A 19,019-nucleotide genomic window follows, 5' to 3' on the forward strand; every position below is an offset into this window, starting at 1 on the left:
CTGGAAAGGTTAACGATACAAGGTGATAGTCCTGTAGGCGAAAATGTTATAACTCTTTGGAGTAATCTCCCAAGTACCACGGAATAAGTGGAAGTCTGTGGGAATCTGCCAGAACCATCTGGTAAGGCTAAATACTCTCTCGTAACCGATAGCGCATAGTACCGTGAGGGAAAGGTGAAAAGAACTCCTTGTAGGAGAGTGAAATAGTACCTGAAACCATATGCTTACAAACGGTCGGAGTCTCGATTTATCGGGATGACGGCGTGCCTTCTGGATAATGAGCCTACGAGTTACTCGTACGTTGCAAGGTTAAATCCCTAAGGGATGGAGCCGTAGCGAAAGCGAGTCCTAACCGGGCGATCGAAGTAACGTGCGGTAGACGCGAAACCGGGTGATCTACCCTTGTCCAGGATGAAGTGAGGGTAAAACCTCATGGAGGTCCGAACTAATGTGGGTTGAAAACCGCTTGGATGAGGTGAGGGTAGGGGTGAAAGGCCAACCAAACTCGGAAATAGCTCGTATTCCCCGAAATAGCTTTAGGGCTAGCCTCGAGTAATAGTATAACGGAGGTAGAGCACTGATTGGGCTAGGGCTGTCACAACGGTACCAAACCCAGACAAACTCCGAATTCCGTTTATATGTTCCTCGGGAGTCAGGCTACGAGGGATAAGCTTCGTGGCCAAAAGGGAAACAACCCAGACCATCAACTAAGGCCCCTAAATGGCAGTTAACAGAGAAAGGATGTTGAGTTGCTCAGACAACTAGGATGTTGGCTTAGAAGCAGCCATTCATTTAAAGAGTGCGTAATAGCTCACTAGTCAAGCGACTCGGCGTCGACAATACTCGGGACTTAAACTGTCTGCCGAAGTTATGGGATCCGATTTATCGGATCGGTAGGGGAACATTCCATAGGCAGTGAAGGTGTGGTGCGAGCCATGCTGGAGCGTATGGAAAAGCAAATGTAGGCATAAGTAACGATAAGGTCGATGAAAAATCGGCCCACCGAAAATCTAAGGTTTCCTGAGCAATGTTAATCATCTCAGGGTTAGTCGAATCCTAAGCTGAGGCTGAAAGGCGTAGGCGATGGGAAACAGGTTAATATTCCTGTACCTGGTAAACTTCGTTTTACCGTAAGGAGGGACGCAGAAGTGAAAGGTCAGCCACCTGACGGATTAGGTGGTCTAAGCTGGTAGGCTGAGGTTGTAGGCAAATCCGCAACCTCGTTAAAGCCGAGAGGCGAACGGGAGTCCTTTGGACACAAACTGACCCTAAGCAAGCTGCCGAGAAAAGCTTCGTACGGGAGAAGTTTATCAGATCGTACCGCAAACCGACACAGGTAGATGGGATGAATATTCTAAGGTGCTCGAGTGAGCCGTGGTTAAGGAACTCGGCAAATTAACCCCGTAACTTCGGGAGAAGGGGTGCCCCTAGTAGGTGAGATCCTTGCGGATTGAGCTGAATGGGGCCGCAGTGAAAGGGCCCAAGCGACTGTTTAACAAAAACACATGTCTCTGCGAAGTCAATTAAGACGATGTATAGGGACTGACACCTGCCCGGTGCTGGAAGGTTAAGGGGAGGGGTCATGGCGCAAGCCAGAAGCTCTGAACCGAAGCCCCAGTAAACGGCGGCCGTAACTATAACGGTCCTAAGGTAGCGAAATTCCTTGTCGGGTAAGTTCCGACCTGCACGAATGGTGTAACGATTTGGGCACTGTCTCAACCACGGGCTCGGTGAAATTGTGGTACCGGTGAAGACGCCGGTTACCCGCATATGGACGGAAAGACCCCGTGCACCTTTACTGCACCCTAGCATTGGGTTCGGGTAAAGCATGTGTAGAATAGGTGGGAGGCTATGAAGCCGGGACGCTAGTTTCGGTGGAGCCGCCAGTGAAATACCACCCTTGTTTTACTTGGATTCTAACCTCGGCCCTTGAATCAGGGTCAGGGACAGTGTTAGGCGGGTAGTTTGACTGGGGCGGTCGCCTCCTAAAATGTAACGGAGGCTCTCAAAGGTTCCCTCAGCATGGTTGGTAATCATGCGTCGAGTGTAAAGGCACAAGGGAGCTTGACTGCGAGACCTACAAGTCGAGCAGATGCGAAAGCAGGACTTAGTGATCCGACGGCAGCGAGTGGAAGTGCCGTCGCTCAAAGGATAAAAGGTACGCCGGGGATAACAGGCTGATCTTGCCCAAGAGTTCACATCGACGGCAAGGTTTGGCACCTCGATGTCGGCTCATCGCATCCTGGGGCTGAAGAAGGTCCCAAGGGTTTGGCTGTTCGCCAATTAAAGCGGTACGTGAGCTGGGTTCAGAACGTCGTGAGACAGTTCGGTCCCTATCCTATGCGGGCGCAGGATACTTGAGAAGGGTCGCTTCTAGTACGAGAGGACCGAAGTGAACGCACCTCTAGTGCACCAGTTGTCACGCCAGTGGCATCGCTGGGTAGCTATGTGCGGTTGTGATAAGCGCTGAAAGCATCTAAGCGCGAAGCACGCTTCAAGATTAGGTATCCCTCCCATTTGGGACTAAAGACTCCTCGGAGATGACGAGGTTGATAGGCTGCAGGTGTAAGTCCCGCAAGGGATTCAGCCGAGCAGTACTAATAGGTCGTGCGGCTTAACCATTAAATTTTTATATACAGATTTGATTCTCTATCAATTTTTAAGCTCAGCTCTTCCAATCTTTTTGTTTTTGTTAAGACCGAAATATTGTTTATTCGAGTTTTAATTTTGGTGGCTATTGTCCGGGTGAAACACCTCTTCCCATTCCGAACAGAGAAGTTAAGCCCCGGAACGCCGATGGTACTGCCTGCGCAGGTGGGTGGGAGAGTAGGTCGCTGCCAAGATTATTTTTAATCCCGATCTTTTTAAGGTCGGGATTTTTTTTGCTAAAATTTCTATCGAAACTTTTTATCGTTTAATTCTATCAAATCTTGTGTATTAGAATGTTAATGTACAGGAGGAAGTATGAGATTGAACGATTCTATAAATAAAATTGCTTTCATCTCTGATTATCCACCACGCAAGTGCGGAATTGCAACTTTTACTCAAGACCTTCGAAATGCTATTAGTTCTCAATACCCTCACTCAGATACATTTATTATTTCGGTTAATGATATTGTTGAAGGTTACAATTATCCACCTGAGGTTAGATTTGAAATTCAACATAATGACATTTCTACTTACCGCAATGCTGCTGATTATCTTAATTTTAATCCTGCAGATATTGTCTCTGTTCAACATGAATTTGGAATTTTTGGTGGTTCTGCCGGAAATTATCTTCTTGCTATTCTGAAGGATATTAAAATTCCTGTTGTTACAACTTTCCATACAATTCTGAAAAACCCTGACCCGGAACAGATGAAAGTTATGAGGGAATTAATAAGACTTTCGGCAAGATATGTTGTAATGTCTGAAACCGGAAAAGAATTTCTTGAGCAAATCTATAATGCTGATCCTGTGCGAATTGATGTAATACCACACGGTATTCCGGATATGCCATTTGTTGATCCGAATTTTTATAAAGATCAATTTGGTGTTGAAGGTAAAAATGTGATTTTAACTTTTGGATTAATCTCTCCGGGCAAAGGAATCGAGAATGTACTTAAAGCATTACCTAAAGTTATTAGAAAATATCCGAATACAGTTTACATTGTTCTTGGTGCAACTCATCCTAATCTGTTAAGACAACAGGGGGAATCTTACAGATTAAGCCTGGAAAGATTAGCAAATGATCTGGGTATTAATAAAAATGTAATTTTTTATAACCGTTTTGTAAGCCTTGATGAATTAAAAGAATTTATCGGGGCAGCAGATATTTATGTTACGCCTTATCTAAATGAAGCTCAAATAACTTCAGGAACTTTGTCTTATGCTTTTGGTTGTGGCAAAGCTGTTATATCAACACCATATTGGCATGCGAAAGAATTATTAATTGACGATCGCGGAATACTAGTTCCGTTCAATGATCCTAATGCGATAGCTGATGCAATTGAGCTCTTAATTTCAAACGAGACATTAAGACATTCGATGAGAAAGAGAGCGTATATTATCGGTCGCGAGATGATTTGGAGTAATGTGGCTCATCTTTATATGGAATCATTTATTAAGGCAAGAAAATCAGGAATCGCTCATTCAAAACATAGATTAGTTATAAAAACTCTCGATGAAGAAACTCTTAATCTTCCCAAGATAAAAACAGATTACCTCCGGAAACTGACTGATAAAACAGGAATTATTCAACATGCAAAGTATTCAATCCCAAATTTTAGAGATGGATATTGTCTTGATGATAATGCCAGAGCTTTAATGTTAACAGTACTTCTAGAAAGTACTCCATTTTACAATCAAGAAATAAATAGTCTGCAGGAAACTTATGCTGCATTTATTAATTATGCTTTTGATGAAAATACCAGACTTTTCAGAAACATACTTTCTTTTGATAGAAAATGGCTTGAAGAAAAAGGTTCTGAAGACAGTAACGGTAGAGCAATTTGGGCGCTTGGAACTGTAATTAACAGAAGTAAAAATCAACAACTGCAAAACTGGGCAGCGGATGTTTTTGTTAGAGCTTTGGAGCACATTACTGATTTTACCTCACCAAGAGCGTGGGCATTTATACTTGCAGGTATCTCAGAGTATTTATCAAAATTTGGCGGAGATAGATTAGTCAATCAAATAAGAGATGAATTAGAAAAAAGGTTAATAAACATATTTAAAATTGTTTCTTCAGATGATTGGAAATGGTTTGAGAATTATCTCACCTACTCAAATGCAAAGCTATCTTTAGGATTGATTTCTTCAGCTATTATTTCCGGAAATCAGGAAGCATTGTCAGTTGGATTAGATTCTCTTAAATGGCTTTGTAAAATTCAGAAGTCACCTGGTGGAAATTTTGCCCCAATTGGTAATGACGGATTCTATATACGAAATCAAAAGCGCGCCTGGTACGATCAACAACCAATAGAAGCTTTTTCAACCGTTGCTGCAACATTGAAAGCTTATGAAGCAACTAAAGAAAATGAATGGTTAAAAGAAGCCCGATTAGCTTTCGAATGGTTCCTTGGAAGAAATGATAATCAGATTTCTTTGGTTGATCATAATTCCGGTGCCTGCAGAGATGGTTTACACATAGATCGTGCTAATTCAAATATGGGTGCAGAGTCAACTCTCTCATACTTGCTTTCACTTACATTGATGCATTTGTACTCCGAAGCTTATTCAAATTCTGATAACAATTTTGAAAAAGTAGATAGTGAAAAACTTTCTGTTATTACAAACTAAGATGAGGTGAGTATGAATCTTATCAGAAAAGATATTATTCTTCGACCTGATCCTAAAAGAGTATTATTCAGACCATTTGTTCCTAAAACGAGAAAACAAATATTGAAAATTGTTGCAAGGATTCTGAAGCTCAGTGATGAAGAAGTTAATAAAAAATATCATGAGGTTATAAAAGAATTCGGAAACAGACATAACCGAATAGATGAATTTTTTCTCAAGCAATATGAATCTGTTAAAGATCTTGTATTTACTGATGAAAGACTATCTGACATAAGAAAACTTTTAATAGGTGCCTACTTTACTCTGGAATATTCGTTCGAATCTTCGGCATTATTTAATCCTTCAATGATATGGCATCCGGACCAATCAAATCTTCCTGAAGGAAGCAGGCGATTCATTCTAAGTTTAAGAGCTATTGGTGAAGGTCATATTTCATCAATCACCTTTCGTTCAGGTATTGTTGATAATAAAGGAAATATCTCAATTGACAAACCGACTAAGTTTGTTACTTCTGCGGATATGATTCCTGACTCGTACTATGAAAAAGAATTATTTTCAAGAAAATTAAAAGAGTTAAACCTTCTCAATGATTTTTCTAAAAAAATACTGGATGAGTTAAACGAATTTTTTACAATTAATGAGTTAAAAGATATTTTGAGAAGGATGGTAAAGTCACTCTCATATTTTTATCAAAATGCCGATTTAATCGCATCGAAAATTCTTAATCTTGCCAAATCAAATTATGAAATTCAATTTTCGACTAACACTGATATTTCTGAAAGAGTGATCTTTCCATCAACACCAAACGAAACAAACGGAATTGAAGATGCACGATTCTGTGAATTTAAAGATGAAGACGGCGCAATTACTTATTACGCAACTTACACAGCATACGATGGAGAAGTAGTTTTTCCACAGTTACTTGAAACCAGGGATTTTTATCACTTCAAAGTGAATACTCTTAACGGACCCGCAATTCAAAACAAAGGAATGGCTTTATTTCCCAGAAAAATAAATGGTCACTATGCAATGCTTTCCCGACAAGATGGAGAAAATATTTATATAATGTTTTCGGATATGATTCATTTCTGGTATCATAAAAAATTATTGCTTCGACCAACTTATCATTGGGAGTTTGTTCAAATAGGGAATAGTGGCTCTCCGATAGAAACTGATTACGGATGGCTTGTTTTGTATCACGGAGTTGGTGCAATGAGAAAGTATTCTTTAGGTGCATTCTTACTTGATAAAAATGATCCAACAAAAGTGATAGCAAGAACAAAAGAACCGATACTCACAGCAAACGAAAATGAAAGAGAAGGTTATGTCCCGAATGTTATTTATACTTGTGGTGGACAGATTTTTAATGGCAACCTGATTATTCCATATGCAATGTCTGATTATGCAAGCAGCTTTGCAATTCTTCCACTTGAAGATTTAATTAATGAGATGGTAAAAGTTTAACGAATATGATAAAGAGGTATGAATCAAATCCAATCATAAAACCCGAAGACATTTCAATTGAAAATGATGAGTTAGAAATTTTTGGTGTATTTAATCCCGCAGCAACAAAATTTAAAGATGAAATTCTTTTACTCCTTCGTGTTGCATTAAAAGCAAAATCGGAGAAAGATTGGATTAAAATTCCTGTTGCTGATAAAAATGATTCATTCAATATTAAAATACTGAAATGGAAAAAACATAAATTACTGAAAGTAGAAGATAATGATGCAAGATTCATTGATATAAACGGAATAAGATATCTTACTTCAATCAGTTTATTTTATCTTGCACGAAGTGAAGATGGGATTCATTTCAAAATAAGCAGAACTCCAGTATTTACACCTTCTGCTGACTACGAGATTTATGGTGTTGAAGATCCAAGGATTATAAACATCGGAGAAAAATATTATATAACCTACACAGCAGTCTCCGAAAATGGTTTCTGCACTGGTTTAGCTTCCACGGAAGACTTTAGAAAATTTGAAAGACTTGGAATTATTTTCCCGCCGGAAAACAAAGATGTAGTTTTCTTTCCGGAAAGAATTAATGGAAAATATTTTTCTTTACATCGTCCGACTGTTTCATTTATTGGAAAACCATCAATTTGGATTGCTCAGTCAGATGATTTAATTCATTGGGGAGAACATAGATTGTTTTTAACTCCAACGAATAACAAGTGGGAAAGAACCAAAATTGGTGCTGGACCTCAACCACTTTTAACAGATAAAGGTTGGCTTATATTTTACCATTCCTGCGGAGATAATCAAATATATTCTATGAATTTAATTTTAACAGAGAAGAATAATCCTCAAAAAATAATTGGCAAATCAACTAAACCTATTCTCACACCTCGATATAAATATGAAAAAGTTGGTGTAGTTCCGAATGTTGTTTTCTGCAATGGATGGATTGCTAACGATTATGAAAAAATTCTGATTTATTATGGCGCAGCAGATAAATATGTAGCTTTAGCAGAAACATCACTTGACTTTCTATTTTCCAGTCTGAAAACACTTTAAATAACACTTGTCATTAAAAATTATTAAACCGATTAAAAAGTTGCTTTCTAAATTTTTAGAAAAAAATTTTTTCTTTTTTCAGAAAAAAGAAATATTCAGATAAAAATATCTTATTTTTGTTCAAAATAATTTTTTTCTGATGGCATATTGTTGGTAAATGTTCAGAAACCCTGAATTTAAACATGCATCTGATTGAGCAAATAAGTTAATTTTTAATGAACGAAACTTCTACAAAAAGTGTAAAGCTGATTTGTTACCATTGTGGACAGGATTGTCCGGATGATTCAATTCAAATTGAAGATAAAAATTTTTGTTGCAATGGTTGTAAAACTGTTTACGAAATTCTGAATCAGAATCAGCTTTGTAGTTACTATAACTTTGAAAATAATCCTGGAATTTCTCCTGCAAGTGTATCAGATAAGAAGTATGATTATCTTGACGAACCGGATGTAATAGAAAAGCTTACTGATTTTAGAGATGATAAATACACATCACTAACTTTTTACATTCCCCAAATGCATTGCAGCAGTTGTATCTGGTTGCTTGAAAATCTTTATAAACTAAATTCTGCTGTAGTTTTATCCAAAGTAAATTTTGTTAGAAAAGAATTAAGCGTAAGATATCTTCACGAAAAATTATCACTCAAGGAATTAGTAAAGCTTCTTGCGTCGATTGGTTATGAGCCACAAATATCGCTTGATAGTGTTGAATCGAAAAAAGAAAAGCATCCGAACAGACATCTCTACTATAAGATTGGAATTGCAGGATTTGCTTTCGGTAATATAATGCTGTTTTCGTTCCCCGAATATTTTTCAATTGATATTACAGAAACTTTTCTCAAAAAATTTTTTTCGTATTTAAATCTGATATTGGCTCTTCCTGTATTTTTTTATTCTGCATCCGATTATTTCATCTCTGCATTCAAAGGTTTGCGTAAAAAAGTAATAAACATTGATGTTCCTATTTCACTTGGAATACTTGTTTTGTTTATAAGAAGTGCTTATGAAATTCTTTTCAATGTTGGTGCTGGTTATTTTGATTCGATGACAGGATTGGTTTTCTTTTTACTGATTGGAAAAATACTGCAGGAAAAAACTTATGATGCTCTGAATTTTGAGCGGGATTATAAAGCATATTTTCCGCTTTCTGTTACAATCAAGCAGAATGAAAACGAAAAATCTATCCCGGTTTCAAAGCTGATGATTGGTAACAGAATACTTGTAAGAAAAAATGAAATCATTCCAGCGGATTCTATTTTAATAAATGGAGAAGGAATTATTGATTATAGTTTTGTTACCGGAGAATCTCATCCTGTTTCCAAAGTTAGTGGCGAAATGATTTTTGCCGGTGGCAGACAACTCGGCGGTGCAATCGAATTGGAAGTAATTAAAGAAGTTTCGCAAAGCTACCTGACAAGATTATGGAACAACGACACATTCAATAAAGCAGGTGAAAGCTATTTTACAAGATTTTCGAACACAGTTAGTAAATATTTTACAATAATCGTTCTTTTGATTGCCATTGGTGCCGGAAGTTATTGGTTAACAGTGGACTTGAAAACAGCTGTTCATGTTTTCACTTCTGTACTGATTGTTGCTTGTCCATGTGCTCTTGCTTTATCAACACCGTTTACTCTTGGAAATGCGATGAGAATTTTCGGAAGAAATAAATTTTATCTGAAGAATTCATCAGTAATAGAAGATATGGCTAAGGTTGATGAAATTGTTTTTGATAAAACAGGGACTATAACAGAATCCGGTAAGGCAGATATAATTTTTCACGGAAAAGTGCTGACGCCATTTGAACAGAAACTGGTCAAATCACTTGTAAGAAATTCAACTCATCCTTTAAGCAAACGAATTTATGATTCAATAGATTTAAATGAAGTTTTTCCTGTTACCAGGTTTGAAGAAAAACCTGGCTTCGGAATTTCAGGTGTAATTTATGGTAATGAATTAAAGCTCGGATCAGCAAAGTTTGTCGGTGAAGAGAAAGATATAGATGATAATCTTCAGACAAAAATTCATTTATCAATTAACGGACAAGTTGTTGGTAAATTCATTGTTGCAAATTCATATCGTGAAGGAATTTCTGATGTTATAAAAAGACTAAAATCAGATTATCATCTTAGTCTTCTTTCCGGGGACAATGAAGGAGAAAAAACCACACTTGAAAATTTCTTCGGTAAAGAATCGAATTTAAATTTTCGTCAATCTCCTGAGGATAAACTGATTTTTGTAAAAGAACAGCAACTGAAAGGCAAGAAAGTTTTAATGCTTGGTGATGGATTGAATGATGCAGGTGCGCTTAGCCAAAGTGATGTTGGAATTGCAGTAACCGATGATATCAGTAACTTCTCACCTGCTTGCGATGCAATATTGCACGGTAGTGAGTTGAAGAAGATGCCACAATTTCTGGCTTATTCCAAAGACAGCGTAAAAATTATTTATGCCAGTTTTATAATTTCATTTTTGTATAATCTTATAGGGCTGTCTTTTGCAGTCGAGGCAATGCTTTCACCAATTTTAGCGGCTATACTAATGCCGGTCAGTTCAATTTCGGTAGTTTTATTTGCAACTGTTATGACTAACATCTTTGGTAAGAAGCGAGGTTTGTCATCGAAGTTATTGTAATTTTAATTGGTGCAAGTTTATTAGTCGCAATCGGATTTTTGATTGCATTTATATGGAGTGTAAAATCCGGACAGTATCAGGATACTTACACTCCTTCAGTAAGAATTTTATTAGATGAAGAGAAAAAAGAACAAAATCAAAATAACAACTCTAAAAAGTAATTATAGGAGAATTATTATATGGAGTTAGAAAAATTCAGTTATGATAATAAGATTGTCCGGAACTTTGCATTTGCAACAATGCTCTGGGGTGTTGTTGGTATGTTGGTCGGATTACTTATTGCTACTCAGCTTTTTGCACCTGAACTTAACTTCAGTATTCCCTTTCTGACATTCGGAAGAATAAGACCATTGCATACCAACGCTGTAATTTTTGCATTTGTTGGAAATGCGATTTTTATGGGAATTTATTATTCGCTGCCGAGACTACTTAAAACTCCAATGTACAGTAAGCTTTTAAGTGCCATTCATTTCTGGGGATGGCAATTAATTATTGTAGCTGCAGCAATAACTTTACCATTAGGTATTACAACTTCGAAAGAATATGCTGAGCTTGAATGGCCAATCGATATTGCAATCACACTTGTTTGGGTTGTCTTTGGAATAAATATGATTGGAACAATTCTGAAAAGAAGAGAAAGTCATATTTATGTAGCAATTTGGTTTTACATCGCAACCTGGGTTACTGTAGCTGTACTTCACATTGTAAATTCATTTGAAATACCTGTAACATTTCTTAAAAGTTATTCACTTTATGCAGGTGTTCAGGATGCTTTGGTTCAGTGGTGGTATGGACATAACGCTGTAGCATTCTTTCTTACAACTCCATACCTCGGCTTGATGTATTATTATCTTCCGAAAGCCGCTAATCGACCGGTTTATTCTTATCGTTTATCAATCTTACATTTCTGGACCTTGATATTTATATACATCTGGGCTGGTCCGCATCATTTACTTTATTCTGCATTACCGGATTGGGCACAATCATTAGGAACAGTATTTTCTGTAATGTTAATTGCTCCTTCCTGGGGTGGAATGATAAATGGTCTGCTTACTCTTCGTGGTGCGTGGGACAGAGTTCGTCAGGATCCAATTCTCAAATTTATGGTTGTTGCTGTAACTGCTTACGGTATGGCAACATTTGAAGGACCAACTCTTTCACTTAAGAATGTAAATGCAATTGCACACTTTACTGACTGGATAATTGCGCACGTGCATGTTGGTGCTTTGGGTTGGAATGGATTTTTAACCTTTGGAATTCTTTATTGGTTAATTCCAAAATTATGGCGAACAAATTTGTATTCTGTTAAAATGGCTAATGTTCACTTCTGGATTGGATTTTTAGGAATTGTCTTCTATGCATTATCTATGTGGTTTTCAGGAATTACTCAATCGTTGATGTGGAAGCAATTTAATGATCTTGGAACTTTACAGTATCCAAACTTTCTTGAAACTGTTCTTCAGATTGTACCAATGTACATAATCAGAGCTACAGGTGGCACACTTTATTTAACAGGTGTTGTTCTGATGATTTACAACCTTGTTAAAACAATCAAACAAGGTTCATTCCTTGCTGAAGAAACTGCAGAAGCTCCTGCTCTTCATCCTTTCAAGGATCCATTTAAGAAAGGAACAAGACATCGTTGGCTTGAAGGTAAACCCGTTTATTTCACCATTGCTTCACTTATCGTTATTCTTATTGGTGGAATTGTGGAATTCGTTCCAACATTTTTGATAAAATCAAATATTCCTACAATTGCTTCTGTTAAACCTTATACTCCGTTAGAACTTCAGGGCAGAGATATTTATATAAGAGAAGCCTGCAATAGCTGTCACTCACAGCTGGTTCGTCCATTCAGATCAGAAACTGAAAGATATGGTGAGTACTCAAAAGCAGGTGAATATGTTTATGATCATCCTTTCCTTTGGGGTTCGAAACGAACAGGACCTGACTTACACAGAGTTGGTGGTAAATATCCAAACTCCTGGCATTATCTGCATATGGAAAATCCAAGGTCAATGTCTCCGGGTTCTTTAATGCCACCTTATCCCTGGCTTCTCGAAAATGATTTGAACACATCAACTACGGCAGCAAAGATAAATGCATTAAGAAAAATTGGAGTACCTTATCCTGAAGGTTACGAGGATATTGCAAATGATGAACTCGTAAAACAAGCAGACGCAATTGCTCTTGATTTGCAGAAAAACGGAATTCCTGCAGAACCACAAAAAGAGATAATTGCATTGATTGCATACTTGCAGAGATTGGGTACTGATATTAAAGTTAATAATCAAACGGCGCAGAAGTAAAATGTATAAAGAAATTTTACAATCAATTGAAGGCGTTGAAATTTATCCGATTATATCTTTAATCGTGTTTGTGTTGTTTTTTATAGTTGTAACTATCAGCTTGATAAGAATGGATAAAAATTATATCAACGAAATGAAACAACTACCTTTAAATAATGAAGACAATAAAAAAATAAATTCAGGTGAATTAAATGAAAAACATGCTTAATTCATTTTCAATTAAAGTTTTATTTGCAGCTTTATCCTTAAGTGGATATCTATTTGCTGCTGGTGAGGCAGATTATCCTGAAAACTACTACGATAAAGTTGCAATATTTTTAGTAGCTGTAATTATCCTTGCCTTCCTGGCTCTTGCTTATTTTGAAGGAAGACAAAAACCTGCTGCAGAAAAGAAGAAGTCAGTACTTTGGGAGAAAATAAAACAGTATCTGACTCGTTCAACACCAATCGAAAAAGAAAATGAAATTCTTCTTGTAGATCACAATTATGATGGAATAAGAGAGCTTGATAACAGAATTCCACCCTGGTTCAGTGGATTGTTCTATGTTACAATTCTTTTTTCTGTGTGGTATATGATTTACTACCACGTAGTTGATGCAGGTCCTTTGCAGGAACAGGAATATGCAGAAGAAGTTCGCATAGCTGAAATTAAAAAAGCCGAGCTTGTTAAATCCGGTGCACTGATAAATGAAGAAACCGTAACATTGTTAACTGATGTTGCTGATTTAAATGAAGGTAAAGAAATATTTACCAAAAACTGTGTGGCTTGTCATGCTGCTGATGGCGGTGGATTAGTCGGACCAAATTTAACTGACGATTATTGGATTCACGGTGGTGGAATTAAAAATGTATTTAAGGTTATTAAATACGGTGTAACAAATAAGGGTATGCTTGCCTGGCAAAATCAGTTGAATCCAAAACAGATGCAGGCAGTTGCAAGCTATGTAATTTCGCTTCATGGCACCAAGCCAGCAAATCCCAAAGCTCCTGAGGGAGATATTTGGAAAGAGTAATTTAGTATAACATTCTTCCAGGGTTTATTATGGATATCGAAATATTAGATGAAGAACATCAGGAATTTAGAAATCATTTAGCAACGGTTACCAAAGAAGGAAAAAGAAAATGGATCTTCCCGAAGAAACCTTCGGGAAGATTTTATAATGCACGAACGATAGTGAGTATTTTTCTGCTCGCATTTTTAATTATCACTCCCTTTATAAAAGTTAACGGACATCAGTTTCTTCTTCTTGATTTCCCCAACAGACATTTTATATTATTCGGCGTACCTTTTGGACCACACGATTTTCATTTGTTTGTTCTTGCAATGATTTCTTTTGTGGTATTTATTGTTTTGTTCACAGTGATATTCGGCAGAATATTTTGTGGTTGGATTTGCCCTCAAACAATTTTTATGGAAATGGTTTTTCGTAAAATAGAATACTGGATTGAAGGTGATGCAATCCAACAAATCAAATTAAAGAAAGCTCCGTGGACAGCAAATAAAATTTTCAAGAAAGGATTGAAACACATAATCTTCTTTGCAATCTCTTTCTTCATAGCTAATATTTTTCTTTCATACATAATCAGTATGGACAAACTGATTGAGATTGTAACTGATCCACCTTCACAACATCTGAGTGGATTATTTGCAATCACAATATTCTCAGGAGTATTTTATTTCGTCTTCTCATATTTCCGTGAACAAGCTTGCACTCTTGTGTGTCCTTACGGAAGATTACAGGGAGTTTTACTTGATCAGGATTCAATCGTTATTGCTTACGATTACAAGCGAGGTGAGCCAAGAGGTAAACTTAAAAAAGGAGAAGATTTCTCTAACAGAGGTGATTGTATTGATTGCCATCTTTGTGTTGATGTTTGTCCAACCGGAATAGACATAAGAAATGGGATTCAACTTGAGTGCGTAAATTGCACTGCTTGTATTGATGCCTGCGATAATGTGATGGATAAAATTCAAAGACCGCGTGGATTAATCAGATATGCTTCACTGCGTAACATAGAGAATAAAGCCAAATTTAAATTCACACCCCGAATGATGCTTTACTCTGTGATACTTTTCATCCTTCTTTCGGTGCTAACTGTTCTAATGATTAACCGAACAGACTTTAGTGTTAATATCCTCAGGACACCCGGAATGTTGTTCCAACAACAACCTGATGGAACAATCAGTAATTTATATGATTTGAATCTTGTTAATAAAACATTCGATCCGACTGAAATAAAGTTAAAACTTGAAAATCCATCTAATGGTGAATTGAAAATTATTGGTACTGATTTAAAACTTGAACCACAGCAGATTGTTGAAGCAAAGTTTATGATTCTTTTACCAAAGGAATCAATTACGAAAATGAATACACCAATTGAAATTGGTGTTTATGATGGAGATAAACTTATCAGGAAAATTAAAACTTCATTTTTAGGTCCTGTGGAGAAAAAATAAAATGAAAAAGATTAGTTGGGGAACAGGAATAGTAATTGCGATAATTATTTTTGTTGTACTGGTTCTTGTGCAAACAATTTATCTAATGAATCAAAAAGTTGATCTCGTAGAAGAGGATTATTATAAAAAGGGAATAGAATATCAGAAAGACATTGATGTTCAAAAGAAGACGAGTGAACTTTCAGAACAAGTCAGATTTGATTTTAATGGTCAGTATCTGATAATCTCATTTCCTGAAAATCTTTCTGATAACAAAATCAGTGGTGAGATTTTATTTTATCGTCCTTCTGATTCAGGACTTGATATTAAACTTCCACTTCAAACAGATAGTCTTAGTCAGATAATTCCAGTTTCAAATCTGAAAAAAGGTTTTTGGCGTGTAAAACTAAGATGGCAATACGATGGTCAGGATTATTATGATGAAAGCTCATTTCGTGTTGAATAAATTTTTGGTTAAATGAAATGACCCCAGAAGTTTTATCCGCTCTTGCGGTTGGTTTTTTTGGCTCGGCTCATTGTATCGGAATGTGTGGACCAATTGCAATAGCTTTACCAGTCCCTCAATCAAATGTTTTTAATTTTGTTTCAGGAAGAGTATTGTATAACATTGGAAGGATTTTCACTTATTCATTCCTCGGTGCTTTATTCGGATTACTCGGTTCAAGAATAGTAATTGCCGGTTTTCAACAGTTTGTGACTATCGTTCTTGGAGTTATAATTATACTTGTTGTGATTACTCCGTTTAAGTACAAAGCAAAAATCACTCAACATAAAATCATTCAGAAAATTTCTTCACCAATCAAATACGGAATTGGTGAATTGTTTAAGCAAGGAACAATTCCTTCGATGTTTTTAATAGGAGTGTTGAACGGTTTTCTTCCGTGCGGATTGGTTTACATTGCTATTGCAGGAGCCGTTGCTTCTGGTGATGCTGTATCAGGAATGCTTTATATGACTTTATTCGGTTTAGGAACTTTTCCGGCAATGTTTGCAGCAACAATTTTCGGAAGATTTATTAATCTCAATCTCAGAAAGAAATTAACCAAAGCAGTTCCGGTATTTGCTGTGGTTCTTGCTATACTGTTTATCCTGAGGGGTATGTCTTTGGGAATTCCTTACATTTCCCCAAAAATTTCTGTTCAAACCGTCTCACAAACCGAGATGGAGTGTCATCCATCGGAATAGTAATCCGGTTTGCAATTGACTTTCAAGAAATTTCGATCGTAATCGAAAATTATTATAATATTTTGCGAATGTAATCGAAAAACCTTAAGATTTGTTATCAGGTTGATTAGTACCTCATAGTCTCCTATTAGATGAAAACGAGAAGTAAAGATTATATTTGTCAAAAAAAAGAAGACTATCATGCCTAAGTGGTTAAAAATTATTATTGGAATTTTCTCCTCGCTGTTATTAGTGACAATTTTCGCGGGAATATTTTTCTATAATATGCTCTCCTCATCTCTTCCAAAGTATGAAGGAACGATTCGGAGCAATAAAATATTTTCAGATATAGAAATTTATCGTGATAGCTTTGCTGTTCCCTACATCATCGCTGATAATGACGAAGACGTTGCATTTGCGCTCGGCTATCTTCATGCACAGGAAAGACTTTTTATTATGGATTTGATTCGTCGTGCCGGTGAAGGAAGATTAGCTGAAATTCTCGGTGAAAAAGCTTTGCCATTTGATAAAATGTTTCGTACGGTTGGAATTAAAAGAAACATTCTTCAAAACTATTCAAACTACGATCCTCAGGTTATTAAAATTCTTCAGGCATATTCAAACGGAGTTAATCATTACATTGAACAGAACAAAGGTAATTATTCGATTGAGTTTGATGTGCTTGGTTATCAACCGGAAAAGTGGAAACCGTTGCATAGTTTGATTATAATTCGAATGATGGGTTGGGAATTAAATTTAAGTTGGTGGGTTGATTTTACTTATGCTGAACTACTTGAAAAATTTGGTAAGGATAAATTACTCGAAATTCTTCCTGATATAAGTGAAAATAATCTTCGGAAAATTCCGTCCTCAAAATCAATTTCTCAACTTTCGAAGGATTATATTAAAACAAATTTAGAATTTCGTAATCTGATTGGATGGAGAGGTTCACAGGTTGGCTCAAATAACTGGACAGTGAATTCAAATAAATCCATCTCAGGCAAACCAATTATTGCAAACGATCCACATCTGGCTTTTAGTGCGCCTGGTAAATGGTATGCAGTTGTAATAAATAGTAAACAATGGAAAGCTGCCGGAGTTACATTACCTGGAGTCCCGGGAATTGTTATCGGGAAAAATGAAAACATCAGCTGGGCATTAACTAATCTTATGAATGATGATGCTGATTATTTTTATGAAAAGTTGGATTCAACACGACAAAATTATTTTCTTGATGGAAGATGGCAACCACTTGAGATAATCAAAGACACAATTAAAATCAAAAATCAGAAAAATGAAATATTTGAAACCAGGAAAACCCACAGAGGACCACTTATTTCAGAAATTCATCCATTTTCATTTATCTATAATGAAAGTGATAAAAAATATTCTGCAATCAGTATGAAATGGCTTGGAAATCTGTTCAGTGATGAGATGCTAGCTTTTCTTAAAATTAATAAAGCCGGAAACTTTAACGAGTTCAAAGAAGCGGTCGGTTACTTTGCACTTCCGGGACAAAATTTTTTGTATGCTGATAAACGGGGAAACATCGGTTATGTAATGGGCGCAAAAATTCCAATCAGATCAACATCGGCATCAACAATAATAAGTGATGGAACAACCTCTGCCAATGATTGGAAAGGATTTGCCGCAAAAGATGAAATGGCATTTGTGTTTAATCCAACTGAGAATTTTTTTGCAACTGCTAACAACAATTTGTTTCCCAACTTTAAGTATCATATTTCGAATTTGTGGGAACCGTCTTCAAGAATAGATAGAATAAATTTTCTGCTTAAACAAAAAGTAAAACATTCAGTAAAAGATTTCCAGAATTATCAGATGGATCAAACATCGGAATACGCGAAGCAGGTTGTTCCATATATTCTGAGTGCTTTCAAAGATGTAAAAGTTAAAGACAAAAATCTTTCTGAGTCTCTCGAGTTGCTTGAAAATTGGGATTATGAAATGAGCCAATTCAATCAAGTGACAAGCATCTACCAGGTATTTATAAAATATCTTTTACGAAATATTTATTTGGATGAAATGGGAGAAGATTTATTTAACAAATTTTTATTTATTGCAAATGTACCTTATCGAAGTTTATTGAAAGTACTTCAATCTGACTCAAATTGGTTTGACAATGTTTATACAACTCAGATTGAAAACAAAAACGCCATTATCAGAAAATCTTTATCCGATGCTCTAACTTATCTTGAAAAAAATTACGGAAAAGATTTAAGCAATTGGCAATGGGGACGAATTCATAAAGTTACTTTCAAACATCCATTCAGCGGTGCATTCAATCCCGTTGATAGATTCATCAATATTGGTCCTTATGAAATTGGTGGCGATGGTACAACAATTTTTAATACCGAATATCCTTTTGCCAAAAGTATAGAAGAATTTTCTGCATTCAGACACGAAGAATTCGAGAATGTTTTGGGTCCTTCGATGAGATTTATTTTTGATTTTGCAAAGCCGGATGAATTTTATCTTATTTTGACAACAGGTCAATCAGGTAATTTATTCAGTAATCATTATTCTGATATGAGTCAGAAATGGCTCGAAGGTAAGCTGCTGAAAATCCGGACTGATGAAGCATCAATAAAAAGTAGTGACAAAAAAATTTTGAGAATAATCAGAGCAAATTAAA

Annotated in this window: 12 protein-coding genes and 2 rRNA genes (1 of these 14 running past the window's edge); all 14 read left to right on the plus strand. The window is 36.3% G+C overall.

Features of this window, described 5'->3' with window-relative positions:
- Positions 1–2,622, plus strand: a 23S ribosomal RNA gene (locus Q0X14_RS13950); it begins 386 nt to the left of the window's first position.
- Between the two features lie 104 nt (positions 2,623–2,726).
- Positions 2,727–2,843, plus strand: a 5S ribosomal RNA gene (rrf, locus tag Q0X14_RS13955).
- Positions 2,844–2,964: 121 nt separating this feature from the next.
- Positions 2,965–5,280, plus strand: coding sequence for a glycosyltransferase family 4 protein (locus Q0X14_RS13960; RefSeq protein WP_297839878.1), 2,316 nt, complete (start codon positions 2,965–2,967; stop codon positions 5,278–5,280).
- Between the two features lie 12 nt (positions 5,281–5,292).
- Complete coding sequence (locus Q0X14_RS13965; RefSeq protein WP_297839881.1) at positions 5,293–6,744, plus strand: glycoside hydrolase family 130 protein; 1,452 nt, start codon at positions 5,293–5,295, stop codon at positions 6,742–6,744.
- 5 nt (positions 6,745–6,749) lie between these two features.
- Positions 6,750–7,802 carry a glycoside hydrolase family 130 protein gene (locus Q0X14_RS13970; protein WP_297839884.1) on the plus strand — a complete coding sequence of 351 codons (1,053 nt, stop codon included), beginning with the start codon at positions 6,750–6,752 and terminating at the stop codon, positions 7,800–7,802.
- Positions 7,803–8,017: 215 nt separating this feature from the next.
- The gene (locus Q0X14_RS13975; protein ID WP_297839887.1) at positions 8,018–10,435 is read left to right on the plus strand and encodes a heavy metal translocating P-type ATPase metal-binding domain-containing protein; all 2,418 of its coding nucleotides are present in this window, start codon (positions 8,018–8,020) and stop codon (positions 10,433–10,435) included.
- Positions 10,436–10,473: 38 nt separating this feature from the next.
- Positions 10,474–10,596 (plus strand): cbb3-type cytochrome oxidase assembly protein CcoS, encoded by a 123-nt coding sequence (gene ccoS / locus Q0X14_RS13980; protein WP_244405204.1) that lies wholly within the window; start codon positions 10,474–10,476, stop codon positions 10,594–10,596.
- 18 nt (positions 10,597–10,614) lie between these two features.
- On the plus strand, positions 10,615–12,744 hold the full coding sequence (ccoN, locus tag Q0X14_RS13985) for a cytochrome-c oxidase, cbb3-type subunit I (protein ID WP_297839889.1): 2,130 nt from the start codon (positions 10,615–10,617) through the stop codon (positions 12,742–12,744).
- 1 nt (position 12,745) lies between these two features.
- Positions 12,746–12,952, plus strand: coding sequence for a cbb3-type cytochrome c oxidase subunit 3 (locus Q0X14_RS13990; protein WP_297839891.1), 207 nt, complete (start codon positions 12,746–12,748; stop codon positions 12,950–12,952).
- Positions 12,936–13,757, plus strand: a complete 822-nt coding sequence (locus tag Q0X14_RS13995) for a cbb3-type cytochrome c oxidase N-terminal domain-containing protein (RefSeq protein WP_297839893.1) — start codon at positions 12,936–12,938, stop codon at positions 13,755–13,757. Before Q0X14_RS13990 ends, Q0X14_RS13995 begins: the two co-directional genes overlap by 17 nt.
- A 29-nt stretch (positions 13,758–13,786) precedes the next feature.
- Positions 13,787–15,202 (plus strand): cytochrome c oxidase accessory protein CcoG, encoded by a 1,416-nt coding sequence (gene ccoG, locus Q0X14_RS14000; protein ID WP_297839896.1) that lies wholly within the window; start codon positions 13,787–13,789, stop codon positions 15,200–15,202.
- Position 15,203: 1 nt separating this feature from the next.
- Positions 15,204–15,647, plus strand: a complete 444-nt coding sequence (locus Q0X14_RS14005; protein WP_297839899.1) for a FixH family protein — start codon at positions 15,204–15,206, stop codon at positions 15,645–15,647.
- A 17-nt stretch (positions 15,648–15,664) separates the two neighbouring features.
- Positions 15,665–16,387, plus strand: coding sequence for a sulfite exporter TauE/SafE family protein (locus Q0X14_RS14010; RefSeq protein WP_297839901.1), 723 nt, complete (start codon positions 15,665–15,667; stop codon positions 16,385–16,387).
- Between the two features lie 264 nt (positions 16,388–16,651).
- Positions 16,652–19,018, plus strand: a complete 2,367-nt coding sequence (locus Q0X14_RS14015; RefSeq protein WP_297839904.1) for a penicillin acylase family protein — start codon at positions 16,652–16,654, stop codon at positions 19,016–19,018.
- Position 19,019: the final 1 nt, after the last annotated feature.

This window comes from Ignavibacterium sp. (assembly GCF_025998815.1).
Lineage (GTDB): Bacteria > Bacteroidota > Ignavibacteria > Ignavibacteriales > Ignavibacteriaceae > Ignavibacterium.